Origin of the sequence: Flavobacterium sp. (assembly GCF_044339515.1) — a bacterium.
Taxonomy (GTDB): domain Bacteria; phylum Bacteroidota; class Bacteroidia; order Flavobacteriales; family Flavobacteriaceae; genus Flavobacterium.
The window spans coordinates 14,859-39,365 of the sequence record NZ_JBIIVK010000018.1; the positions used below are offsets into that span (position 1 = coordinate 14,859).

Sequence of the window (24,507 nt, forward strand, 5' to 3'; positions counted from 1 at the left end):
TTGTCATGAAAAAGCCCATAATTCATATCGAACAACTTTTTAAAAAGTATAAAGATGCAGATGATTTTTCGATAAATGATCTAAGTTTGATTATCGAAGAAAAGGAAATCTTTGGATTATTGGGACCAAATGGAGCCGGAAAAACAACGTTACTTTCCATACTTTGCGGATTAATTAAACCCACTTCGGGTAAATTTTCTATCAATGAATTATCCTATCAAAATAATGCAACCGAAATTAAAAAATTGATGGGCGTTGTTCCGCAGGAATATGCGTTGTATCCCACCTTAACAGCAAGAGAAAATTTGTTGTATTTTGGAAGTATGTATGGTTTGAAGGGAAAAGAATTAAAATTAAAAGTTGAACAGTCGCTGGAACATTTAGGTTTATTGAAGTTTGCCGACAAAAAAGTAGAAACTTTCTCCGGCGGAATGAAAAGACGTGTCAACTTGATTGCCGGAATTTTACACAATCCGTTGATATTATTTTTAGATGAACCAACCGTTGGAGTAGATGTTCAATCGAAAAATGTAATTATTGATTATTTGAAAGAACTCAATTCCAAAGGAACAACCATCATTTATACTTCTCATCATTTGGTGGAAGCTCAGGATTTTTGTACGCAAATTGCCATTATTGATAGAGGTAAAATTTTTGCTCAAGGAACGCCAAAGCAATTGATTGCTGAAACAGAAAATGCATCGAATTTAGAAGATGTTTTTATTTCATTAACAGGAAAAGAACTTCGCGATGTTATATAAGTTTTTCATGTCGGTTTATAAAGAAACGTTACTGCTCAAAAGAGATTTTGGTGGTTTGGTAATACTTTTTGTAATGCCGTTGATACTTATAATTACCATCACACTCATTCAAGATGGCACCTATAAATCGATGTCAGATGTAAAAATTCCGATTTTGTTAGTGGACAACGATAATGATACAATTTCAAAAACCGTTCGAAAGAATTTGAATGAAAGTGGTTCATTTGAAGTGCTTACGCAATTAAATGGAAAAAATATTACTGAAGAAGTAGCTCAAGAAGCTGTTTTTAAAGGTAAATATCAGTTAGCAATTATCATCCCGGAAAAATTAAGTTCCGATTTGCAATTGAAAGTAAATCAAAATGTCGATCGAATCGTAAGTTCATTCGGTTTAACGGACTCTCTTTCTACGGAAGTTCAAAATCAGAAATTAGAACCCAAAGAAATTAAACTATATTTTGACCCAGCGACCCAGTTATCATTTAAAAATGGAGTTAAAAATGCAATTGATCGAATGATTTCGCAAATTGAAACGAGTTCTATTTATACCACTTTTCAAGAACAATTAGGTGAAGGTGATGAACCCGTTTTTGAGCAGGAAAGTTTTATTTCCTTCAAAGAAATTGTGCCAACTATCGATAACAAAGAAATTTTACCCAACTCAGTTCAGCATAATGTGCCGGCTTGGACACTATTTGCGATTTTTTTCATTGTAGTGCCACTTTCCATCAATATTGTAAAAGAAAAAAGCCAAGGAACCCTCGTTCGATTAATCACGAATCCTGTTCCTTACGCTGTAGTTATAGCCGGAAAAACAGCGACTTATTTGATAATTTGTATGATTCAATTCTATTTGATGGTAGCCGTTGGAATTTATCTTTTTCCACACATAGGTTTACCCGCTTTAGACGTGAGCGGAAAATTATTTTTGATGAGTATCGTAGCCATTTTTGCCGGATTGGCAGCGGTTGGTTTCGGAATTTTGTTGGGAACATTAGCCAAAACCCAAGAACAATCGGCACCGTTTGGAGCAACTTCGGTGGTGATTTTAGCAGCGATGGGCGGCGTTTGGATTCCGGTTTTTGCCATGCCAAAAGTGATGCAATTCATCGCACACATTTCACCAATGAACTGGGGATTGAATGCTTTTTATGATGTTTTGCTTCGAAATGGCGGGATTTTAGAAATTTTGCCTGAAATAAGTTTATTACTTTTGTTTTTTATAATCACAGTAACTATTGCAATCGTATATGATAAAAAGAAAAGAGCAGTATGATGAAGTTTCGCAGCTAACAATTTCCAAAGATATCAGGGTTCGATTTAATGAAACCGATCCACTTGGAATTGTTTGGCATGGCTATTACATCACTTATTTTGAAGACGGTCGTGAGGCATTTGGTCGTGAACATGGAATTTCCTATCTCGATGTACATAAATATGGTTTTACAACTCCGATTGTAAAATCGGTTTGCGAACATAAATTGTCGTTACGTTACGGAGATGTAGCCCGTATTGAAACTACTATTGTTGACACTCCTGCCGCAAAAATGATTTTTCGATATAAAATTTTTGACGCTAATGATGAAGTTGCCTGCACAGGTGAAACAGTTCAGGTATTTGTAGATGTAAACGGAAATTTATCCCTCAATAACCCACCATTTTATGAAGAATGGAAACGAAAAGTGGGACTTTTAAAATAAATTTTAATGATCAATAAAAGTGTCTATATCACCCAAACCAATTGCATCACTCCGTTAGGTTTTGATGTCAATTCCAATTGGGATGCACTTCAACAAGGTAAAAGCGGAATTCAATTGCACAAAAATGTTGGAAATTTAGAGCAGTTTTATGCTTCTATTGTTTCTACTGCTCAGTTGGATGAGGTTTTTAATAAAACTGTTTTTCCTTTTTCTGTTTCGGATAGAAAGTTTACTAAATTAGAAAAGATGTTGCTTTTGGCTTTGCTGCCTTTGGTAGAAAAAAATAATATTTCAAACCGAACAGCTTTTGTTTTTTCTACTACCAAAGGAAATATAAGCTCCTTAGAATTAGAGTCTAACCCGGTAAAAGAAGCTGAATTGGCTTTCTTAGCCAAAAAAATAAGCTCATTATTTGGTTTTACGACAGAACCAATCGTGCTTTCAAATGCTTGCGTTTCGGGCGTTTTGGCAATTGCTGTGGCTAAACGGATGATTCAAGTTGGTGTTTATGACGATGCTTTTATTTTAGCCGGAGATGAAGTTACTGAATTTGTGTTGTCTGGATTTAATTCATTCCAAGCCATGAGTGAAATGCCATGCAAACCGTATGATTCAGACAGAAATGGAGTGACTTTAGGCGAAGCAACTGCGGCGGTTTATCTAACTTCCGATAAAAATAAAGTTGAAGCAAACGCCATAAAAATTTGTGGTGACGGTGCGATTAACGATGCCAATCACATTTCCGGCCCATCCAGAACTGGAGAAGGATTGTTCAGAAGTATAGAAAGTGCTTTAATGGAAGCGAATATTACGGTCAAAGAAATCGACTATATTTCAGCTCACGGAACAGCAACTTTATACAATGATGAGATGGAAGCAATTGCATTCAATAGATTACATTTGCAAAACGTTCCTGTCAACAGCCTCAAAGGATTTTACGGTCACACGTTAGGAGCTTCCGGTTTGTTGGAAACAGTTATTGCGATAGAAAGTGCTAAACGAAACCAATTGATTTTATCAAAAGGATTTCAGAATGATGGAACAACCCAATCTATTGCTGTGATTAAAGAAAATATAACGGCTGAAATCAACTATTTTTTAAAAACGGCTTCCGGTTTTGGCGGATGCAATACAGCAGTAATTTTTGAAAAAATAAACTAATTTGAAAAGTCAATTTACTATAACAAATTCGTGTAGAATTGAGTCAAATGTAATTTTTGTCAATGATGAAAAAAAATTTGAATCAAATTTAGATTCATTTGCAGAATTTGCCAAGTCTGCCTATAAAAAATTCGGAATTAATTATCCAAAATTTTTTAAAATGGACAATTTGAGTAAATTAGCGTTTTTAGCATCTGAAGTTTTGCTGAGTGAACAAATAATTGCCGATGCCGAAAACAATGTTGCATTGGTTTTTGCCAACCGTTCATCTAGTTTAGATACAGACGTAAAGTTTCAGCAGTCTATTGATAACAAAGAAAATTATTATCCGAGTCCAGCTGTTTTTGTTTATACTTTACCAAACATTTGTGTAGGAGAAATAAGTATTAAACATCAATTAAAATCGGAGAATGCATTTTTTGTGTTTGAAGAAAATAATGAAGTATTTTTGACCCAATATGCAACGTCGCTTTTGCAAAATAAAAAAGCAGTAAAAGTACTCTGTGGATGGGTAGAATATTTTGACGAAAGCTATTTAGCGAAGCTATTCATAGTAGAATAATAAATAAAGAACAAATAATTATATGGAAGCATTAAAGCAAGAATTAAAAACAAAAATTATAGCAGCATTAAATTTAGAACACATTTCTGTAGAAGAATTTGATGATAACGAAACATTGTTTGGAGACGGAATTGGTTTAGATTCAATCGATGCTCTGGAATTAATTGTTTTGTTAGACAAAGATTACGGCATTAAATTAACCGACCCGAAAGAAGGAAAAACCATTTTTCAATCGGTGGAAACAATGGCCAATTACATCGCTGCAAATCGCACAAAATAAATAACTGTTAATGAATAAAAGAGTTGCAATAACCGGGATGGGAATCATTTCTTCAATAGGAAACTCTGTTGAACAAAACTTCCAGTCGTTAATAAACGGTAAAACCGGAATTTCTACTATCGAAAATTTAGAAACAATTCATAAAGAGGTAATTAAAGTGGGTGAGATTAAATTATCCAACCAACAATTAGCTCAACAACTCAATTTATCTGAAGACAATAATTTTTCAAGAACAACTTTATTAGGAGCGATTGCTGTTAGTGAAGCTCTTGAAAATGCCAATATTAACAACATAAACGACTGTCGAAGTGGATTTATTTCTGCCACAAGTGTTGGTGGCATGGATTTAAATGAAAAGTATTTTTACGACTATTATAAAGATGAATCGCTTCACAAATACATCGACAGTCACGATGCAGGCGATTCTTCTCATCAAATTGCCGATTATATTGGTCTAAAAGGAATGGTGACAACCGTAAGCACTGCTTGTTCGTCAGCAGCCAATGCCATTATGTTGGGATGCAGGTTGATTCAATCCGGACAATTAGACCGCGTAATTGTAGGCGGAACAGATGCGTTGGCAAAATTCACCATCAACGGATTTAAAACGTTAATGATTTTATCAGATACCTATAACACACCTTTTGATAACGACAGAAAAGGTTTAAATCTTGGAGAAGCAGCCGCTTTTTTAGTGTTGGAATCAGATGAAATTGTTCAAAAAAAAAATAAAAAAATATTGGCTTATGTAAGCGGTTTTGGCAATGCCAATGATGCTTTTCATCAAACGGCTTCCTCAGAAAATGGTGAAGGAGCGTTTTTAGCCATGCAAAAAGCATTCAAATTGGCCAATCTTCAACCCAATGACATTGACTATATCAATGCACACGGGACTGCAACACCCAACAACGATTTATCGGAAGGTAGAGCTATTTTAAGAATATTTAATGATAATGTGCCCGATTTTAGTTCCACAAAAGCATTTACAGGTCACACGTTAGCAGCCGCAGCAGCCATTGAGGCAGTGTATAGCGTTTTGGCTCTGCAACACAACTTGGTTTTCCCAAATATGAATTTTAAAAAACCAATGGAAGAATTTAATTTGATTCCGCAAACCGCATTGAAAGAGAAGAATATTAATCATGTGTTGTCGAATTCGTTTGGTTTTGGTGGTAATTGTTCAACGGTTATATTTTCTAAAAGCGAATGAAAAAGAGTTACATCAATGGGATAGGTTGCATTTCAGTTCAAAAAACAGTAGATTCAGAATTTTTAGCTGAGGTTGAACTTACTACAAATGAAACTGTCGTATACGCAAAGCAACCTTCCTATGCAGAGGTTATTTCGCCATCATTCATCAGAAGAATGGCGAAAGGAGTTAAGATGGGAATTTTTACTTCCACGCAAGCTTTAAAAGAGGCCAATCTTGTTGTTCCCGATGCCATTATTACCGGAACAGGTTTGGGTTGTTTGGAAGATTCTGAAAAATTTCTCAAAGCCATTTTAGATAATAATGAACAGTTTTTAACGCCAACTTCATTTATACAATCTACACATAACACCGTTGCAGGACAAATCGCTCTTGGATTACAATGCAAAGGCTATAATTTCACGTATGTAAATGGTGCTATTTCTTTTGAAACAGCCTTGTTAGATGCCAAACTTCAAATTCAAACAGAGGAAGCCAATTCCGTTTTAGTAGGTGGAATAGATGAAACCGCTCAGCATTACATCGATGTGCAACGTATGGTTGGAAATATCAAAAAGGAAGAAGATTTGCCATGTTCAATTTTAGAACCTACCTCAAAAGGAATGATTTTGGGAGAAGGTGCCAGTTTTTTTGTATTGGAAAATGAAAAAAAGGAAAGTTCGTATGCAACATTGGAAGCTATTTCAATACGAAATTCATTAGTAGTTGATGAAGTTCAGGATTATGTAAAAACTTTTTTGAACAACAATAAAATCAGTCTAAACGATATAGATTTAGTTGTGCTTGGTAATAATGGTGATGTAGAATTTGATGTTTATTTTAATCAAGTTAGTAATTTATTAAAAGAGACACCTCAAGCTTATTTTAAACACTTGAGTGGTGAATTTTATACAGCCAATGGATTCGGACTTTGGATGGCGTTGAATATTTTGAGAGAACAAACTGTTCCTACTTGCGTAAAAATGAATTCCATCGATAAAGAAAAGTATCAGACGGTTTTACTTTACAATCAATACCGAGGGAAAGACCATAGTTTAACTTTACTCAAAAAATGCTAAAACATAAAAAAATAGTTCTTTTTTGTGTTGCTGTTGTATTGGTTTTGTTTATTCTCACCTTTTTTACAGCAGTTCATTGGACATTTTTTTTACTTCTTTTTATAATCTGGTTGGGATTAACCACTTGGGGTTCGTTTGATATTCGATTAAACTATTTTACTAAAGCGTACTCATTAAAGCCAAATTCTACTTCAAAGGAAATTGCTTTGACCTTTGATGATGGTCCGCACGAAATGACTGAAAAAGTGCTGGATTTACTAAAACAATTTAATGTGAAAGCCACTTTTTTTTGCATCGGAAAACAAATCGAAAATAATCCCGAACTTTTTAAAAGAATTATTTCTGAAGGTCATTTAGTGGGAAATCACAGTTATTCTCATTCGGAAAATTTTGGTTTTTTTTCTTCTCAAAAAGTATTAGATGAAATTACAGAAACAAATAAATTAGCTCAGCAATTATCAGGACTTGAAATGAATTTTTTCCGTCCGCCGTTTGGAGTTACAAATCCGATGATTGCCAAAGCAGTTTCTAAAACAAAGCATCATGTTATTGGTTGGAATATTCGTTCTTTAGATACCGTTTATGAAAACGAAAATATTATTTTTGAACGCGTAAAAAATAAAATTAAACCGGGCGGAATTATACTTTTGCACGATACTTCTCAAAAATCAGTCAACGTATTGGAACGGTTATTGCTATTTTTGAAAACGGAAAATTATTCCATTGTTTCTGTGGATAAACTTTTAAATCTTTCGGCGTATGAAAATTAGGATGTTGTTTTTTGTTTTGTTTATGAATTTCACTGTTTTTGCCCAAGAACAGAAAATGTCGGCAACTGAAATTTCTTTATTCAAAACTTCTGTTGAAAAAGAAACGAAAACTATAAAATCATTAAAAACTGATTTTATTCAATATAAACACTTGAGTTTTTTGTCAAAAGACATTGAAACTTCCGGTAAAATGTATTTGAAATCACCTAATTTATTGAATTGGCAATATACTAATCCGTATCAGTACAGTATAATTTTTAAAAACAATAAAGTTTACATTAACGATCAAGGGAAAAAAAGCAGTATAAATGCCGGAAACAGTAAAATGTTTGAAAAAATTAATAAGTTAATTGTTGGAAGTGTAAGTGGTAATCTCTTTGATGATGAAGAATTTTCCATCGAGTATTTCAAAAATAAAGAATTTTATATCACTAAGTTAACTCCGAAAACAGCGACTATAAAAAAGTATATCAAATTAGTAGAATTGTATTTTCCAATTGGCGAGTCAACAGTTTCTCAAGTAAGATTAATTGAACCATCAAACGATTTTACCAAAATTGTTTTTAAAAACAAACAACTAAATGCAAAATTTGATGATGCGGTTTTTAATCAGTAGTGGTTTATTTTTACTTTTTATTTCTTGTAAAACGTATGAAATTCCTAACGTAGCCAAGATTGAAAATGAGCAAAGAATCATTCAAAATTTTTATTTTTCCGATTCTGAAAAAGATTATGTTTACAAAGCTAGCATTGAAGTTTACGGAAAACAATTAGGGGGAATTTTTGTAGCCAAGAAAATAAATGATACACTTCATCGAGCCGTTTTAACTACCGATTTTGGAAATACATTACTCGATTTTGAAGTTTCAGAAAATAGCTTTAAAGTAAATTATTGTGTGGAAGAATTGAATAAAAAAATTGTACTGAATACGTTAAAAAAAGATTTTAGATTAGTCTTTAGAGAAAAATATAGAGCCGAAGAAGTTTTTGAAAATCAAATACATACAATTTATAAAACAAAGGACGGGAATAGTTTTAATTATTTATTCGAAAATAAATCGGATAAAAGGTTGACGAAACTCAAACACACAACAAAATCAAAAGAAAAAGTTCTGATTCAGTTTGAAGGAAAAAACACTACTTTTGCCGAAAAAATAATTATTGAACATAAAAATATCAAGTTAAAAATTGAATTAAATCAAATTAGTAATTAATAAATAGTATGAAAAGAATTCTTATTGCATTTTTGTTTTTCTTCGGACTAACACAAGTAAACGCTCAAGTAACTTTTAAGCCCGGACTCAGAGCAGGTTTAAATTTATCTAAAATCACTCAATCAGATGCTTCTACTCGAACCGATTTTTACATAGCCGGTTTTGGAGAATTGAAACTTACAAAATACTATACTTTACAACCTGAGATTAGTTACTCTAAACAAGGTGGAAATGATGTGTTGGTCGAAATTTTCAATAATCAAACAGGTAGTTATGATTTTTCTAAAGAAGACATTTCAGTAGATTACATCTCTCTTGCAATTGTAAATAAATTTACATTTAATAATAAATTTAATATCCATATCGGTCCTACAATTGATTTTCAAGCCGGACAAAACAGATTTACTCAATCGGATGTTGATTTAGCGTTCTTGTTAGGATTAGGGTTTAATGTTACTAAAGATTTATCAATTGAAGCCAGACTTAAAAAAGGAATCATCGATATTTATGAAACAGATTATTTTAGCAATAATTCGTATGATGTTGGAGATTATAACACCAACTTTTTGTTTCAATTAGGTGTTTCTTATACTTTTGATTTAAAATAAAAAATGTATATTTCATATAAAAAATTAACCAATGTTACTAAAGGATTTCTACACAGTTGAAAATATCGAGAAAATTTCAGATGAAAAATATAACGCCACTGTTTTTTTAAATAAAGAACATGCTATTTTCAAAGGTCATTTTCCTGGAAATCCGGTAACACCAGGGGTTTGCATGATGCAAATAATCAAAGAACTTTCACAAGAAATCTTGGGAAGTTCTTTGATTTTAAAAAGTTCATCCAATGTTAAATTTATGGCATTAATCAATCCGGAAATCAATCCAAAATTGAAGCTCGAATTAGATTTTTCTGGCGATGTTGAAACTGAAGTTAAAGTAAAAAACACTACTTTTTTTGACGAGACGGTTGCTATAAAATTATTTAACACCTACAAAAAAGCATAGCTTGAAATTTTTTCTTTCTATAGTATTTCTATTTTTTTTCTCCGGCAATCAGGATATTTCAACCGTAAGAGAAAATTATATCCTAGCTTCTCTATCCAAAGAAAAGGCTAATGAATTCAACGAGCTAATGGTAAACTATACAGGAGAAAACAAAACCATGTTAGCTTATAAAGGTGCTTCTATCGCTCTAAAAGCAAAATTTGCCACTGAAAGAAAAACAAAAAAAGAACTTTTTACAAAAGGGATTACAATTCTCGAACAAGCCGTTAAAGCCGATTCAAACAATGCCGAAATTAGATTAATTCGTTTAAGTATTCAAGAAAACACACCCAAAATCCTTAATTATAAAGCTAATATTCAAGAGGATAAAAAGCTTATTTTGACTACCTTTGACAAACAAAACAAAGCTTTGAAAGAGCATTTAAAGTCGTTCATCATGCAGTCAAAATCATTTACCGCACAAGAAAAGGAGTTAATTGCAAACTAACCCTAATTTTATGAATGAAACCATCATCAACAATAAAATTAGGGAGGAAATATGCGTAATCATACCAACCTATAACAACCAAAAAACGCTTCAACGGGTTGTGGATGGTGTGCTGAATCACACAGAAAACATCATTATCGTCAACGATGGTTCTACTGATGAAACATTTGAGCTATTAAAAAACTATCCTCAACTAGCACAAATTCATTTTCCTGAAAACAAAGGAAAAGGAATTGCTTTGCGTAAAGGTTTCAAAAAAGCAAAACAATTGGGATTCAAGTATGCAATTACCATTGATTCTGATGGTCAGCATTTCCCAAATGATATTCCGATTTTTTTGGAAGCTTTGCAAGAAGAAAATAGAGATGTCTTATTCATCGGAAGTCGAAATATGAACCAAGATGGAGTGCCCAAAAAAAGCAGTTTTGGCAATAAGTTTTCCAATTTTTGGTTTTGGTTTGAAACGGGCATTAAATTGGATGATACTCAATCGGGTTATCGGTTGTATCCGTTAAATTCTATCCCAAAGAAATTTTTTACCCGAAAATTTGAGTTTGAAATCGAAGTAATTGTTAGAACGGCGTGGAAAGGTGTTCCGGTTAAAAATATACCCATCAACATTCTTTATGATCCTAATGAAAGGGTTTCACATTTTCGTCCGTTTCAAGATTTCAGCCGAATTAGCGTGTTGAATACGATTTTGGTTATTATCACACTTTTTTATATCAAACCAAGAGACTTTTTTCGAAAACTTTTAAAAAAAAAGTTTAAAGATTTCGTACGTGAAGATATTTTAGCCAGTTCAGATTCAAACTTCAATAAATCTTCGTCCATCGCTTTAGGTGTATTCATTGGAATTGCACCTTTTTGGGGTTTTCAAACCATTTTATCCATTTCATTGGCTGTATTATTCAAACTCAATAAGGCATTGGCTTTTGTTTTTTCAAATATTAGCTTTCCTCCAATGATTCCCGTCATTATTTTCGGATCTTTAAAAATAGGATCTTTTTTTGTGGGAAACACGAAACCGCTTCGATTTGACCATTCCATCACCATAGATATTGTAAAATCTAATATAACACAATATCTTGTCGGAAGTTTTATCTTAGCAACAGTTTCGGCTATTGCTTTTGGAGTTGGAAGTTATTTATTACTTTCGCTATCCAAAAAATCAAAAAAATAAAAGTAAAATGCATTCTTTTTTTATTGCAATGTATCGCTTTGTGGAGCGGAAAAAACGCTTGGCTATTGCAATAGCCGTAGCATTATTGTGTTTTTTTGGATTTTTTGCCACTCAAATTCAGTTTGAAGAAGACATCACCAGGATTATTCCCAAAAGCGAAAAATCGGATGTCACGGCAAAAGTACTTCAGCAGATTAATTTTTCAGATAAAATCACCGTAATTATCGAAAAAGATAAAAATGGTTCAGACGACGATTTAGTTGCAACAGCAACAGCATTTATAGAAAAAACGACACCACTTCATCACTATATTCAGGAGATTCAAGGTAAAGTAGATGATGAAAATATTCAGCAAACCGTTGAATTTGTTCACGATAATTTACCACTTTTTTTGGATGAATCTGATTATGCATTAATTGAAAAAAAACTAAACAACGATAGTATTGCTCTTCAGGTTGAAAAAAATTATAAAACGCTAATTTCTCCAACCGGAATTATAGCAAAAGAGTTTATTTTAAGTGATCCGCTTGGAATTTCTTTTATGGGTTTAAAAAAACTACAAGAACTCAATAGTGGAGACGATTTTCAATTGAAAGATGGGTTCTTAGTTACCAAAGACAATTCCAAATTATTACTATTCATCAATCCGAAATTAGCTGGAACCGAAACAGAAAAAAGTCAATTATTTGTTGAAAAGTTAGAGGAAATTCAGCAACAACTTAATCAGGAATTTAAAGGAAAAACCGATTTGACTTATTTCGGATCTTCTTTTATCGCAGTGGCTAATGCCAAGCAAATAAAGCAAGACATAATGACCACGGTTTTTATCTCGTTGAGCCTTTTGGTTTTGGTTTTGGTATTTTTTTACCGTAATATTTTGGTGCCAATTATAATCTTTATTCCTACACTTTTTGGAGTAGTAATGGCGATGGCGTTTTTATACTTTTTAAAAGACAGCATTTCGGCTATTTCATTAAGCGTTGGTGCGGTATTGCTTGGAATCACTATCGATTATTCTTTGCATATTCTTACACATTACAAACATAACAGTAATGTAGAAACGTTATATAAAGATATTGTCAAACCGTTGCTCATGAGCAGCAGTACGACCGCAATAGCTTTTTTATGTTTGCTTTTCGTTCACTCCGAAGCCTTGAAAGATTTAGGAATTTTTGCGGCAATTTGCGTCATGATATCGGCTATTTTTTCTTTGTTGATTATTCCGCATTTATACAAACCAAAAAGGGTAACGGAAGACAAACCAAAAACAGTTTTGGATAACATTGCGTACTTTTCTTTTCATAAAAATAAATTTTTAATTTTTTCCTGTCTGATTGTTATTGTGGTGAGCATTTTCACGTTTAAAAATGTAACCTTCAATAATAATTTATCGGAACTCAATTATGTTCCTGATGAGATTAAATTAGCGGAAAGCAAATTAGAAAAGGCAACCAATTTAACTTCAAAATCGATTTATTTAACTTCGTATGGTAATTCGATTGATGAAGCTTTGGCTCATGCCAATTCTGTTTATAAAGATCTTTCTGAAAGAAAAGAGAAAAATGAGATTTTGACTTTTAGTTCCATTGGTGGATTGGTTTTGTCTGAAAAAGATCAAAGGCAAAAAATTGAAAAATGGAAGACATTTTGGACACCGGAAAAGATTGATTTTCTCCAAAATAGTTTAATTGTAAACGGAGAATTGGTAGGGTTTAAAAAAGAAACTCATCAGCAATTTTATAACTTGTTAGACAAGGATTTTTCAACAATTCAATTTCAAGATTACGAACAAGTAAATGCCTTCTTTTTAAAAGAATTTGTTTCTCAAAAAAATAGTTTTTATACTATTTCTTCATTGTTAAAATTAAATTTGAATGAACGGGAGAAATTTATTGACACTATTTCACAAAATGAAAATTTGGTTGTCATTGACCGTCAACACATGAATGAAACCTTTCTCGGACAATTAAGAGACGATTTTACAAGCCTGATAAATTATTCGTTGATTGCGGTTTTACTTATTCTTTTCCTCTTTTTCAAACGAATCGAATTAGTTATTTTAAGTGGCATTCCAATCATAATTACTGGAATAGTAACCGGCGGACTAATGAATTTGTTTGGTCTGCAACTCAATATATTCAGCACCATTGTTTGTACTATGATTTTTGGCTTAGGAGTAGATTTCAGCATCTTTATGACCAGTGCTTTGCAGAAAGAATATACCTACGGAAAAAATGTATTGCCCACGTATAGGGCTTCCATTTTGATGGCAGCAATAACCACAATTTTAGCTATTGGAGCTTTAATTTTTGCCAAACACCCTGCTCTGAAATCCATTTCAGCCGTTTCTTTAATCGGAATTTTTTCGGCTCTGATTATCACTTTTGTTTTTTACCCAATTCTATTCAACATTTGCATTGTAAATCGACCTAAAAAAGGGAAATCTCCTATTTCACTTCGTTTGTTAGTACATTCTACTTTGTCGTTCATATATTATGGAATGGGAGGTTTTGTTTTTTCCTTTTTTGGAAGGATAATTTTATTTCTTTTGCCTGTTAATGCCAAAACCAGAACCAGCTGGTTTAGGAAAATTATCTCCAAGTTCATGAAATCTGTGTTGTACTCCAATCCGTTTGTGAAAAAAGAAATCGTTAATCTACACAATGAAAAATTTGATAAACCGGCAATCGTAATTGCTAACCATACTTCTTTTTTAGACACCTTAGCTACCGGTATGGTAACACATCGAGTGATTTATTTGGTTAATGATTGGGTGTATAAATCACCTGTTTTTGGTGGAGTTGTAAGATTAGCAGGATATTATCCTGTTTCGCAAGGTTTAGAGGGCGGTGTTGAACATTTGAGAGAACGAGTAGAACATGGTTATTTGTTAATGGTTTTTCCAGAAGGTACTCGTTCAGAAGATAACGAGATTAAACGCTTCCATAAAGGTGCATTCTATTTGGCAGAGCAGTTTAATTTGGATATTCTACCAATTTATATTCACGGAAATTCTGAATCACTTCCCAAAGGCGATCACATTATTTATGATGAAAATATTACTTTAGTCATTGGAAAACGAATAGAAGCATTAGATAGTTCTTTTGGAAATTCTTACGCCGAAAGAACCAAATCAATTAATAAGCTTTTCAGACAAGAATTTGCAAAAATCAGGATAGAAAGAGAAGACGAAAATTACTTTAAAAACAAACTTCTTTTGAGCTTTTTATACAAAGAAACGGAGGTTATTGAGGCTGTAAAAACAGATTTTGAAACGAATAAGACAATTTATTTCAACGTAAATGAAGATATAACTCCTTCTGCAAAAGTACTTCATTTTGGAGATGATTTTGGACAGTTAGATGTTTTACTTACCTTGCAACAGGCCAGAAGAAAAATACAAAGTTATTGTATTGATGAGGAAAAAAGAAGTGTTGCAAAAACCAATTATTTAGTTAGAAAACGTGATATTTGTTATCGTGATGAATTGACAGAGATTGATAATTTTGATATTTTGCTAATTTCAGCCAAAATAGAGGAATCAGGTATAATAGATTATATTTCAAAGGCTAGTAAAATCATTTTGCTGAATCATTTTGAATTGAAAGAAGTCATTCTAAATGCCGGTTTCAGTATTGTAAAAGAAGAACCAACTAAAATCGTTTTGATAAAACCGTGAATCTGAAAAAAAAATATGATGTTGTAATCGTCGGTAGCGGACTTGGTGGTTTGGTCTCAGCCATTATTTTGGCTAAAGAAGGAAAAAGTGTCTGCGTTTTAGAAAAAAACAACCAATTTGGCGGAAATCTGCAAACGTTTGTTCGAGACAAAACCATTTTTGATACCGGTATTCATTATATCGGAGGATTATCTGAGGGTCAAAATTTACATAGTTATTTCTCATACATTGGTATCATTGATCATCTACGATTAAAGAAAATGGATGAAGATGCTTATGATGTTATCACTTTTGAAGGGGATCCGAATCAATATCCGCACGCACAGGGCTATGAAAATTTTGTTCAACAATTAGTAAAATATTTCCCCGACGAAGAAAAAGTAATCAGAGAATATTGTAATAAATTAATTTATGCCTGCGATTCGTTTCCGCTTTATAACCTTAAAAATGATGGAGGGTATCAAAATGAAGTGCTTTCCATAAATGCAAAAGCTTTATTGGATGAATTGACACCAAACGAAAAATTAAAAGCAGTTTTGGCGGGTTCCAATTTCCTATATGCCGGAGACGATTACAGAACACCATTTTATGTGCACGCACTTTCGGTGAATTCCTACATTCAAAGTTCTTGGCGATGTTTAAACGGCGGAAGTCAAATTACCAAAGAACTTATTAAACAATTAAAAAAGTTTGGAGGAGAAACGTATAAGCACAGTGAAGTAATCGATTTTACCTATGAAAACGGGAAATTACTTTCGGCCAAAACAAAAAATGGGAATGAATATTTTGGAGATATCTTTATTTCCAACATCGAGCCTAAAACTACTTTAAATTTAATCGGCAAAGATAAATTCAGAAAGCCGTATTATGACAGAATACAAAGTTTAGAGGTTATTATTGCTCCGTTTAGTATTTATATTGTGTTAAAATCGGAAAGTTTACCCTATCGAAATTATAATAATTACCATGTGAAAGATGCTTCGCGAGTATGGAAAGCTGCCGAATATACTCAAGAATCTTGGCCGGAATGTTATATGATTTCAATGAATGTTTCAGAGGAAAATCAAGTGTGGGCAGAAAGTATTACAGCAATTACTTACATGCGTTTTGATGAAGTTCAACAGTGGGAAAACACTAAAAACACGGTTGCCAATAAAGAAGAAAGAGGAGAAGAATACGAAAAGTTCAAAAATGATAAAATTGAAATTTTTCTTCAAGAAATTGAAAAGAAAATCCCGAATATTCGCGAATGTATCAAATCGGTTCATGCTTCTACACCATTGTCATACAGGGATTACATCGGTGGGCACAACGGGAATTTATATGGTTATGTGAAAGATTCGAATAATCCGATGAAAACCTTTATTTCGCCTAAAACAAAAATCGAGAATTTGTTTTTAACCGGACAAAGTATCAGTATGCATGGGGTTTTGGGTGTAACCATTGGAGCAGTTGTCACTTGTTCGGAAATTGTAGGCAAAGAATATTTGGTCAATAAAATCAACAGTGAACTCAAAGTGAAGGAATGAAAGTTGTATTCAAAATAATTCTTTATCTTTTAATTGGGGTCACATTTTTTTCTTGTGGAATTTCTAAGTCGCTACAAGATAAGCCACAAATCACTTCGATTAATTTTGAGAAACCATTCATCGAAAAACGAAATGATTCACTTTTTGTATCCGGTGAAAATTTTATAATCAAAAACAAACAACAACTTTGGGAGCTTCATGTATCCGGAAATGAATGGCAAAGAGGCTTATTAATAGGTGGATTATCCGAAGATTTATTTTTAAAACAAGAACGTATTTTTTTTTCAAAAATACAGGAAATGGTTCCGTCGAAATTCAAACAAAAAGTATTACGACAATTTTTAAAATGGTATAATCGAAAACTATATCTACATATTCCGGAAGAATTTAAAACAGAAATCTACGGTATTTCAGAATATGCATCCGATGATTTTAATTCCATTGCACCCAAATACCTCAGAAGTCTTTACCTTCACGGAGCACACGATATTGGTCACGCCTTGCAGGATTTGGCATTAGTCGGTTGCTCATCCATGGCGGTTTGGGGCGATAAATCGGAAGATGGTTCGCTGCTAATCGGAAGAAATTTCGATTTTTATGCCGGAGACGATTTTGCCAAAGATAAAATCATTTTATTTGTTAAACCGAATAAAGGAATTCCGTATATGAGTGTAACTTGGGGCGGAATGATTGGCGTACTGTCGGGAATGAATACGGAAGGCTTAACTGTCACAATTAATGCCGGAAAATCCGATATTCCACTCGTAGCCAAAACACCAATTTCGATTGTTACGAGGGAAATTTTGCAATATGCATCCACAATAGAGGAAGCCATTGCAATTGCAAAAAAAAGAGAAGTTTTTGTTTCTGAGTCAATTATGGTAGGAAGTTCCAAAGACAAAAAAGCAGTTTTGATAGAAATTGCTCCTGATAATTTTGATGTGTACGAAGTTCAAAATTCCTCTCAATTGGTTTGCTCCAATCATTTTCAAAGTGAAGCTTATCAATCTGACGAGCGAAATGTTAATCATATTAAAGAAAGTCATTCGCAATACCGTTTTGATAGAATGAATGAGTTGTTGGAAGAAAAGGATAAAATGAATCCGAAAAAAATGGCAGAAATTTTGAGAAATAAAGAAGGTCATTCCGAGCAAAACATTGGTTTTGGTAATGAAAAATCGCTCAATCAACTGAGAGCTCATCATGCCGTGATTTTTAAACCGGAACAATTGATGGTTTGGGTTTCTTCCAATCCATATCAATTGGGCGAATTTGTAGCGTATGATTTGAAAGAAGTTTTTACTAAAACGAAAGGAGATTTTACCATTTCAGCTAAAGTTTCAGAGAATATTGCCAAGGATAAATTTTTGGAAACGAAAGAATATGTCGATTATGAAAAGTTCAGAATTTTAGACCGAAAATTAGAAAAGGTTTTAAAAGAAAAGTTAACTTTGGAAACAGGCTTTGCTAGAGAATACCAAAGTCTTAACGCTGATTTTTGGTTGGTTTATGCAAGAATTGGTGAATATTATTATCAAAGAGGATGGTTCAAAGCAGCTGAGGTTGAATTTAAAAAAGCTCTCGAAAAAGAAATTACAACCGTTCCTGATAGAGAAAAAATTGAAGATTACTTAAAGAAAATAAATAGAAAATTAGGATGATTCCAGCGATAGAAAAGGCTTCGATTAAGGAAATTTATGCATTTCAGAGTGAAAAGCTCAAGGAATTATTGGCCTATTTGAATCAAAATTCACCGTTTTATAAACGATTGTTTTCGCATCATTCAATTGATATCAATTCGATTAAAACCTTGGAAGATTTACAACAAATTCCGGTTACAACTAAAACACATTTACAGGAATTCAATGACGATTTCTTTTGTGTTACCCGTGATAAAATTATTGACTATGTTACCACCTCCGGGACATTAGGAAGTCCGGTAACCATCGGTTTAACCGACAATGATTTAGAAAGATTAGCCTATAATGAAGCCATTTCTTTTCAATGTGCCGGAATTCAAAAAGGTGATGTGGTGCAATTGATGACTACGATGGATCGCCGATTTATGGCCGGATTGGCTTATTTTTTAGGTCTGCGAAAACTAGGAGCAGGCGTTATTCGTGTTGGTTCCGGAATACCGGAATTGCAATGGGATTCAATTTTAAAATATAAACCGACTTATTTAATTTCCGTGCCGTCTTTTTTGTTGAAATTAATAGAATACGCCGAAAGTCATCAAATCGACTATAAATCATCAAGTGTAAAAGGGGTGATTTGTATCGGGGAAGCACTCCGTGATCAGCATTTCAATTCAATATTACTTTCCGATAAAATAACGCAAAAATGGCCTATTCAGTTGTTTTCTTCGTATGCTTCTACAGAAATGAGTACCGCTTTCACTGAATGCGAAAATTTTCAAGGCGGTCATCACCATCCGGAATTAATTATCGTGGAAGTATTGGACAATGAAAATAAACCCGTAAATCAAGGAGAAGTAGGGGAATTGGCCATTACTACATTGGGAATTGAAGCGATGCCGCTGTTGCGATTCAAAACAGGAGATATTGTTCAATTACATACTGATGCTTGCCCGTGCGGAAGAAATTCGTTGCGTTTAGGTCCGGTGGTTGGTAGAAAGCAACACATGATTAAATACAAAGGAACCACATTATATCCGCCGGCGATGCACGATTTGTTGTCGTCTTTTGAAGAAATTGAAAATCATGTGATTGAAATCTTTACTAATGACTTGGGAACGGATGAAATTTTAATAAAAGTTGTCACCAAAAACAATTCTGAACCGTTTATTCATGAAGTGAAAAATCATTTTAAGGCAAAACTTAGAGTTACGCCAAAACTCGAAGTAGTGAAAAAAGAAGAGTTATTGTCAATTATTTTTACTCCTGAAAGTAGAAAGCCGATTACCCTAATTGATAGAAGATAGTAAATTTTATTTTGAGTTTGAAAAAAATACGAAAATAGAATCAATCAAACTATGATATTCGTCATTTGATAGCTTTTGAGAAATGCTGAAATTTGTTTTGATTTAAAGCAGAATAAGATGAAAAAGCAGGTTCCGGTTTCGACCATTATGACAAAAAATGTTATCAAACTTAATGTAACAGATGATTTAACTAAAGCTGAAATGCTGTTTAAAAAGCACCATATTCGGCATATTCCGGTGGTAAACAGCAATAAAATTATAGGAATGTTAAGTTACACCGATTTGTTGCGTATTTCTTTTGTTGACGCCGTTGATGAAGAAGATGAAGTCGTAGATGTGACAGTTTACAATATGTTTACCGTTGAACAAGTTATGGCCAAAAAACTCGTCACCGTTTCTCCGGAAACCACCATCAAAGAAGTAGCAGAAATTTTATCTTCCAGAGAGTTTCACGCACTTCCTGTTGTGGAAGGAGATTTGTTGGTTGGTATTGTTACAACTACTGATATTATTAAATATTTGTTGAAACAGTATTAATTATCCAACAACTTTTTTAAATCCGATATCGTTTGTGTCGGATTTTCTGCTCCAAATATATAACTTCCGGCAACCAAAACATTTGCTCCGGCTTCTACCAACTGTTTTGCATTTTTTGAAGTAACTCCGCCATCAATCTCGATTAACGTATCTAAACCTTGCTCGTCTATCATCTTTCTCAGTTTTTTCACTTTTTGATAGGTAATGTCTTCAAATTTTTGACCGCCGAATCCGGGATTGATTGACATGATTAAAACCATGTAGCATTCCGGTAAAATATCTTCTAATACAGAAACAGGCGTGGTTAAATTAAGCACAACTCCAGCCTTACAACCGGTTGCTTTAATTTGTCTTAAAGTTCTATGTAAGTGAACGGTAGACTCGTAATGAACCGTTATTATATCTGCTCCAACTTCCGCAAAAGTTTCTATATATCGCTCCGGCTTCTCAATCATTAAATGAACATCCAAAGGTTTTGTAGCATGTTTTTTTATGGCTTGGATAACCGGCATTCCATACGAAATATTGGGAACAAAATGACCATCCATGACATCAATATGAAACCAATCGGCTTCGCTGGCATTTATCATTTCAATATCGCGTTGTAGGTTAGCAAAATCCGCAGCTAAGACAGATGGAGCAATTAAGGTTTTTTTCATTGTGTTGTTGTTTGTGCAAAGATAGATTTTAGTTTAAAAGTTTAAAAGTTTAAAAGTTTAAAAGTTTAAAAGTTTAAAAGTTTAAAAGTTTAAAAGTTTAAAAGTTTCGTTAACAATATAAAAAAGCAAAACTCCGGTAATCAGCCGGAGTTTCAATCATCAATCAAAAAACGAACAGTTTTAACTGTTTGTAATTTTACTATTTTTAGTGTTTGCGTATCAATTTTAGACTCGCAAAATACGAATTACTTTTAAAAATCAAAGGTAATTACTATAGAAAAAAATTATCCTAAATAAGTTTTTAATATTTTACTTCTTGAGGTATGTTTTAGTCTTCGGATGGCTTTTTCTTTAATTTGACGAACACGTTCGCGAGTTAAATCAAAGGTTTCTCCGATTTCTTCTAAGGTCATTGGGTGCTGATCGCCTAAACCAAAGTACAATCGCACTACGTCTGCTTCTCTTGGCGTTAAGGTTTCTAACGAACGTTCGATTTCTGTACGAAGTGATTCGTGAATTAATTCTCTATCTGGATTTGGTGACTCACCAGAACGTAATACGTCATATAGGTTTGAATCTTCACCTTCTACTAAAGGAGCATCCATGGACAAGTGACGACCGGAATTTTTCATGCTTTCCTTAACGTCATTCACCGTCATGTCTAACTCTTTAGCAATTTCTTCTGCAGAAGGAGCACGCTCATTAGATTGCTCTAACAACGCATACATTTTGTTGATTTTGTTAATTGAACCAATTTTGTTCAACGGTAAACGAACAATACGCGATTGTTCTGCTAACGCTTGAAGAATCGATTGACGAATCCACCAAACGGCATACGAAATGAATTTGAATCCACGGGTTTCATCAAAACGTTGTGCGGCTTTTATAAGTCCTAAATTTCCTTCGTTAATTAAATCGGGAAGTGTAAGTCCTTGGTTTTGATATTGTTTAGCAACAGATACCACGAAACGCAAATTGGCTTTGGTTAACTTTTCCAATGCACGTTGGTCGCCGGCTTTGATGCGTTGAGCTAATTCTACCTCTTCATCGGCTGTAATTAAATCAACCTTTCCAATCTCTTGTAGGTATTTGTCTAAGGAAGCAGTTTCACGATTAGTAACCTGCTTGGTGATTTTAAGCTGTCTCATTTATTTCTACTTGAATAATAGTTTCAAGTAGTTATACGTAAAGAGATAATTAAAAGTTACAAAATTTTAAAAAAAAATTATTTTAAACGTTCTTGAACTTCTTCATTTCCTGATTCGCGTTGATTAGCCGTTAGTTTTTTATTTCCGAATTTATATGTAACTCCTACTAAAATTTTTCTTTCATCATAGTAGTTATTGTTGAGCTGACTTACATTGTTTACAACACTTGTAAAATCAGCCTGGTAGCTTCTAAAAACATCCGATGCTAATAAAATGAAGTTAAGTCCCTTATCTTTAATAGAATAACGAAGACCAAGATCGAGTTTATTGTATTGAGTTGCAGAATAATAAAATTCTCTCCTTGCACTGTGAAATTCAAAATTTACCTCCGCTTTTAGCGATTTACTTTTATTCAAAGTAAATGAATTATAGGTGAAAAAATGATATTGAAAACCGTTTCGTGCCTCTGTGGGAACATCTTTAATGAATGTAGTTACATTATTGTAGCCATTAATTGTGTTGGAACTCTCCCACCAAGAAAATTTATCAAAATAGTAGCTAATAGTACCACCAAATTGGCTTCTATCAACATAATTATCTCTAAAATAGCGTAAAATAGTCTCGTCACCATTTGTTTGAACAATGGGAAGTTGAGTACTACCATCTATTGTATTTGAATAATATATTTTGAAGCTTAAATTTTCCTTTAAGTTGTAATTTATTTCGTAATTATCAGTAAAAGAAGGCTGTAGAAATGGATTTCCTTCTGCAAAGGTAAATGAATTGATATATACTTTGAACGGATTTAAATGCCAAAAAATTGGTCTTCCAATTCGCTTACTGTAATTGACGGAAAAATTATGATTTTCGTTGTGCGTGTATGTCAGATATATCGTTGGAAAAATTTGGTCATAGCTAAAATTATTGGTTTGATTTTGCGTTACATCCAGCGAGGTAGTTGTTCCCTCCACAATTGTATTTTCATAACGTAACCCAATTTGTGTTTGCCATTTTTTTCCGAGTGATTTTTTAAAATTAGCATAAACGGATTGTGTGTTTTCAGCATAATCAAAATCATTGGTTTGATTGATGTCTAAAACGGGTGTTCCGCTTGAAAGATTAAAAAAAGCAATATTGCTCTTGTTTTCTACAAAGCTTAATTTTCCACCAAAACCATAAGTTGCCCATTTGGAGGGTAATTCAACATCAATTTTTCCACTGTAGTTTAAAATATCCTGCAAACTGGTATTATTAGCAATAAAACTTTGGCCAATTTGAACATTTTCTGGCGAAAATTCACTGGTATTAAAAGTTCTGTTTTGATCATCAATATACTTAAAATAATCAAAATCAACGGCTATTTTTTTGCCTAATGTATCGAGTTGTTGGATATAGTAAACATTTAGAGTATGGTTTGAACTATCATTTTTATTAGAACCATTTGTTAAAAATATTGAAGTAACAGCATTGCTGGCATTGTCTCGAACAGTTGTATTATTTCTGTCTTTTGTATCAGGGTTATCAAGTAACCCTATATACTTAGTTCCAATGCTTGCTTTTTCTGAGATTTTATAATCTAAAGAAAAAGCTAAGCGATTAATGTCGCGTGTGTCTTTACGATTTGTTCTACCTTCCCAATTTTCTGTTTCAAATCCATTGGAAAGATTTTCCCAGTATTTATCATGACCTGTCTGTCGAATGTAATCGGTAAAAAGACTTAATTTATTTTTGTTAAACGTAAAACTAACTCCACCCAAATAGGAAGGATAGGAAGTTTGCATATAATAGTTACGAAGATTGATAGCCCAAGAATCTTCGGGAGCTTTTTTTAACTTGATATTGATTAAACCACTGTTTCCTTGTGCGTCATATTTTGCGGGAGGAGTTGTAATCACTTCAATGTTTTTAATGTTTTCTGAACTAATACCGCGTAAATAGTTGATTAATTCATTTCCGGATAAATTCACAATTTTATCATCAATCATTACATTAACCGAACTTTTTCCAACAATACCAATTTGATTTCCGGATACAAAAACTCCGGGCGTCGCTTTTAAAAGCTCAAAACCATCAGTGCCGGTGGAGCGAATACTGTTTTCAACATTAAAAACGGTTCTGTCAACTTGATTTTCAATGACTCTTTTTTTCGATGTAACTTCTACTTCACGCAGTTGGGTGGAGTTGTCAAATGATTCAAGTGTGCCTAAATGGATATCTTTGTCGAGGTTAAAATCAGTTTGGTAAATAACGGTTCCTACAAAATAAAAACGAAGTGAATAAACACCGGGCTTATTTTTCATCGAAAATTTTCCCTCTATATCTGTTATCGCTGAATTAACAATATTTCCTTCACTCAATAAAACAATTTCTGTTCCTTCGATTCCTTGCTTATTTTCGTCAATGATTTTTCCGGTAATAGAAAACTCTTGCCCTAAAACAGTTGTTAAACATAATATAGGAAGAAGGTGTATTATTCTTTTTATTAAGGATATCATAAATATTTTTGCGGCTTATTAATGCAAATATATAATAATTGTTAATATATTCATAAATGTAGTAGTTAAATTACAAAAATAAGCATAAAAAAACCCGATTCATTTTTTGAATCGGGTTG

The 24,507-nt window shown here is 33.1% G+C and carries 23 protein-coding genes; 20 read left to right on the forward strand and 3 right to left on the reverse strand.

Going from position 1 to position 24,507, the window contains the following annotated elements:
• Positions 1 to 5 precede the first annotated feature (5 nt).
• The 20 genes from ACIQ0M_RS06740 to ACIQ0M_RS06835 all read left to right on the forward strand — a co-directional run bounded on the left by ACIQ0M_RS06740 (position 6) and on the right by ACIQ0M_RS06835 (position 20,086).
• Positions 6 to 761 carry an ABC transporter ATP-binding protein gene (locus ACIQ0M_RS06740; RefSeq protein ID WP_396151020.1) on the forward strand — a complete coding sequence of 252 codons (756 nt, stop codon included), beginning with the start codon at positions 6 to 8 and terminating at the stop codon, positions 759 to 761.
• Positions 751 to 2,037, forward strand: a complete 1,287-nt coding sequence (locus ACIQ0M_RS06745) for an ABC transporter permease (protein WP_396151022.1) — start codon at positions 751 to 753, stop codon at positions 2,035 to 2,037. Before ACIQ0M_RS06740 ends, ACIQ0M_RS06745 begins: the two co-directional genes overlap by 11 nt.
• The gene (locus ACIQ0M_RS06750; protein ID WP_396151024.1) at positions 2,012 to 2,461 is read left to right on the forward strand and encodes an acyl-CoA thioesterase; all 450 of its coding nucleotides are present in this window, start codon (positions 2,012 to 2,014) and stop codon (positions 2,459 to 2,461) included. The genes ACIQ0M_RS06745 and ACIQ0M_RS06750 overlap by 26 nt, the downstream gene beginning before the upstream one ends.
• Positions 2,462 to 2,470: 9 nt before the next feature.
• Positions 2,471 to 3,622: a beta-ketoacyl synthase N-terminal-like domain-containing protein gene (locus ACIQ0M_RS06755; RefSeq protein WP_396151092.1), complete on the forward strand. Its 1,152-nt coding sequence runs from the start codon at positions 2,471 to 2,473 to the stop codon at positions 3,620 to 3,622.
• Between the two features lies 1 nt (position 3,623).
• A complete protein-coding gene (locus tag ACIQ0M_RS06760) occupies positions 3,624 to 4,184 on the forward strand; it encodes a 3-oxoacyl-ACP synthase (protein ID WP_396151026.1) in 561 nt (186 codons plus the stop codon).
• Positions 4,185 to 4,206: 22 nt separating this feature from the next.
• A complete protein-coding gene (locus ACIQ0M_RS06765) occupies positions 4,207 to 4,464 on the forward strand; it encodes a phosphopantetheine-binding protein (protein ID WP_396151028.1) in 258 nt (85 codons plus the stop codon).
• A 10-nt stretch (positions 4,465 to 4,474) separates the two neighbouring features.
• Entirely contained in the window at positions 4,475 to 5,674 is a 1,200-nt protein-coding gene (locus tag ACIQ0M_RS06770) for a beta-ketoacyl-[acyl-carrier-protein] synthase family protein (RefSeq protein WP_396151030.1), read from the forward strand.
• Positions 5,671 to 6,732 (forward strand): beta-ketoacyl synthase N-terminal-like domain-containing protein, encoded by a 1,062-nt coding sequence (locus tag ACIQ0M_RS06775; protein WP_396151032.1) that lies wholly within the window; start codon positions 5,671 to 5,673, stop codon positions 6,730 to 6,732. Before ACIQ0M_RS06770 ends, ACIQ0M_RS06775 begins: the two co-directional genes overlap by 4 nt.
• Positions 6,726 to 7,502, forward strand: a complete 777-nt coding sequence (locus tag ACIQ0M_RS06780; RefSeq protein WP_396151033.1) for a polysaccharide deacetylase family protein — start codon at positions 6,726 to 6,728, stop codon at positions 7,500 to 7,502. The genes ACIQ0M_RS06775 and ACIQ0M_RS06780 overlap by 7 nt, the downstream gene beginning before the upstream one ends.
• Complete coding sequence (locus ACIQ0M_RS06785) at positions 7,492 to 8,118, forward strand: outer membrane lipoprotein carrier protein LolA (protein WP_396151035.1); 627 nt, start codon at positions 7,492 to 7,494, stop codon at positions 8,116 to 8,118. The genes ACIQ0M_RS06780 and ACIQ0M_RS06785 overlap by 11 nt, the downstream gene beginning before the upstream one ends.
• Complete coding sequence (locus ACIQ0M_RS06790; RefSeq protein WP_396151037.1) at positions 8,084 to 8,716, forward strand: hypothetical protein; 633 nt, start codon at positions 8,084 to 8,086, stop codon at positions 8,714 to 8,716. Before ACIQ0M_RS06785 ends, ACIQ0M_RS06790 begins: the two co-directional genes overlap by 35 nt.
• 8 nt (positions 8,717 to 8,724) lie before the next feature.
• Positions 8,725 to 9,324 (forward strand): outer membrane beta-barrel protein, encoded by a 600-nt coding sequence (locus tag ACIQ0M_RS06795; protein ID WP_396151040.1) that lies wholly within the window; start codon positions 8,725 to 8,727, stop codon positions 9,322 to 9,324.
• A 31-nt stretch (positions 9,325 to 9,355) separates the two neighbouring features.
• Complete coding sequence (locus ACIQ0M_RS06800) at positions 9,356 to 9,727, forward strand: 3-hydroxyacyl-ACP dehydratase (protein WP_396151042.1); 372 nt, start codon at positions 9,356 to 9,358, stop codon at positions 9,725 to 9,727.
• A 1-nt stretch (position 9,728) separates the two neighbouring features.
• Entirely contained in the window at positions 9,729 to 10,214 is a 486-nt protein-coding gene (locus tag ACIQ0M_RS06805; protein ID WP_396151044.1) for a hypothetical protein, read from the forward strand.
• A 10-nt stretch (positions 10,215 to 10,224) separates the two neighbouring features.
• Positions 10,225 to 11,397 (forward strand): DUF2062 domain-containing protein, encoded by a 1,173-nt coding sequence (locus tag ACIQ0M_RS06810; protein WP_396151046.1) that lies wholly within the window; start codon positions 10,225 to 10,227, stop codon positions 11,395 to 11,397.
• A 7-nt stretch (positions 11,398 to 11,404) separates the two neighbouring features.
• On the forward strand, positions 11,405 to 15,076 hold the full coding sequence (locus tag ACIQ0M_RS06815) for a 1-acyl-sn-glycerol-3-phosphate acyltransferase (RefSeq protein WP_396151047.1): 3,672 nt from the start codon (positions 11,405 to 11,407) through the stop codon (positions 15,074 to 15,076).
• 2 nt (positions 15,077 to 15,078) lie between these two features.
• A complete protein-coding gene (locus ACIQ0M_RS06820; RefSeq protein ID WP_396151095.1) occupies positions 15,079 to 16,605 on the forward strand; it encodes a phytoene desaturase family protein in 1,527 nt (508 codons plus the stop codon).
• Complete coding sequence (locus ACIQ0M_RS06825) at positions 16,602 to 18,266, forward strand: C45 family autoproteolytic acyltransferase/hydolase (RefSeq protein ID WP_396151049.1); 1,665 nt, start codon at positions 16,602 to 16,604, stop codon at positions 18,264 to 18,266. The genes ACIQ0M_RS06820 and ACIQ0M_RS06825 overlap by 4 nt, the downstream gene beginning before the upstream one ends.
• Positions 18,263 to 19,549: a phenylacetate--CoA ligase family protein gene (locus ACIQ0M_RS06830; RefSeq protein WP_396151051.1), complete on the forward strand. Its 1,287-nt coding sequence runs from the start codon at positions 18,263 to 18,265 to the stop codon at positions 19,547 to 19,549. The genes ACIQ0M_RS06825 and ACIQ0M_RS06830 overlap by 4 nt, the downstream gene beginning before the upstream one ends.
• A 117-nt stretch (positions 19,550 to 19,666) precedes the next feature.
• Positions 19,667 to 20,086 (forward strand): CBS domain-containing protein, encoded by a 420-nt coding sequence (locus ACIQ0M_RS06835; protein ID WP_396151053.1) that lies wholly within the window; start codon positions 19,667 to 19,669, stop codon positions 20,084 to 20,086.
• On the opposite strand, the gene rpe is transcribed toward ACIQ0M_RS06835, so the two are convergent.
• The 3 genes from rpe to ACIQ0M_RS06850 all read right to left on the reverse strand — a co-directional run bounded on the left by rpe (position 20,083) and on the right by ACIQ0M_RS06850 (position 24,388).
• Positions 20,083 to 20,745: a ribulose-phosphate 3-epimerase gene (rpe, locus tag ACIQ0M_RS06840; protein ID WP_396151055.1), complete on the reverse strand. Its 663-nt coding sequence runs from the start codon at positions 20,743 to 20,745 to the stop codon at positions 20,083 to 20,085. The genes ACIQ0M_RS06835 and rpe overlap by 4 nt on opposite strands.
• 284 nt (positions 20,746 to 21,029) lie before the next feature.
• The gene (locus tag ACIQ0M_RS06845) at positions 21,030 to 21,893 is read right to left on the reverse strand and encodes an RNA polymerase sigma factor RpoD/SigA (RefSeq protein ID WP_026711939.1); all 864 of its coding nucleotides are present in this window, start codon (positions 21,891 to 21,893) and stop codon (positions 21,030 to 21,032) included.
• A 77-nt stretch (positions 21,894 to 21,970) separates the two neighbouring features.
• Positions 21,971 to 24,388 (reverse strand): TonB-dependent receptor domain-containing protein, encoded by a 2,418-nt coding sequence (locus tag ACIQ0M_RS06850; RefSeq protein ID WP_396151057.1) that lies wholly within the window; start codon positions 24,386 to 24,388, stop codon positions 21,971 to 21,973.
• Positions 24,389 to 24,507: the final 119 nt, after the last annotated feature.